At 30.8% G+C, this 513-nt stretch carries 1 protein-coding gene; it reads right to left on the bottom strand.

Annotated elements, in window-relative coordinates; translation table 11 throughout:
* Positions 1–157 (bottom strand): type II toxin-antitoxin system HigB family toxin (locus HGB55_RS15725; protein WP_168817974.1); only part of this gene is annotated, 157 nt, incomplete at its 3' end.
* Positions 158–513 lie beyond the last annotated feature (356 nt).

The following is a 513-nucleotide window of genomic DNA, read 5'->3' on the forward strand; positions in this document are numbered from 1 at the left end:
CTTTTAAAATACTCGCACTTGGATATTCATTCTTTAAATCGTTAATGTTTTTCCATTCGGATTTTTCGGTTTCTCTATACCACGATTTTAATTGTTCCTCACAATCAGCGTGTTTTTCCCAATAATCACGTAAAGTTCGTTTTGCTATTACTCGCACATTCTACTTATTTATCGCAAATATAATAAAAAAGTTACCAATATGGTAATTATTTTCTTGCATTCAAATTGTAGCCAACGGTTTAGGCTATGTTGTCGTTGTGGAAAAATCGGCAAGATTTTTCCGCCATAGCAATTAGCTTAGTAAATATACGAGGATTTTCTGAAAAAGAAAATCCGCCACAATGCAATATAGCCATTGTTGGGCTTTCGTACTTTATTTTATATCTTTTTCTAATTTATTTGGATCTTGTCTTGTGTCAAAAACAGTAATAATCTCAATTTCTTCTCTTTCAAATTTTATTCTGTAGTAGAAAGTAGTCTGTTTTGTTACAACACATTTAAAAAGACCTTTAA

The organism is Lutibacter sp. B1, from assembly GCF_012524075.1.
Taxonomy (GTDB): domain Bacteria; phylum Bacteroidota; class Bacteroidia; order Flavobacteriales; family Flavobacteriaceae; genus Lutibacter.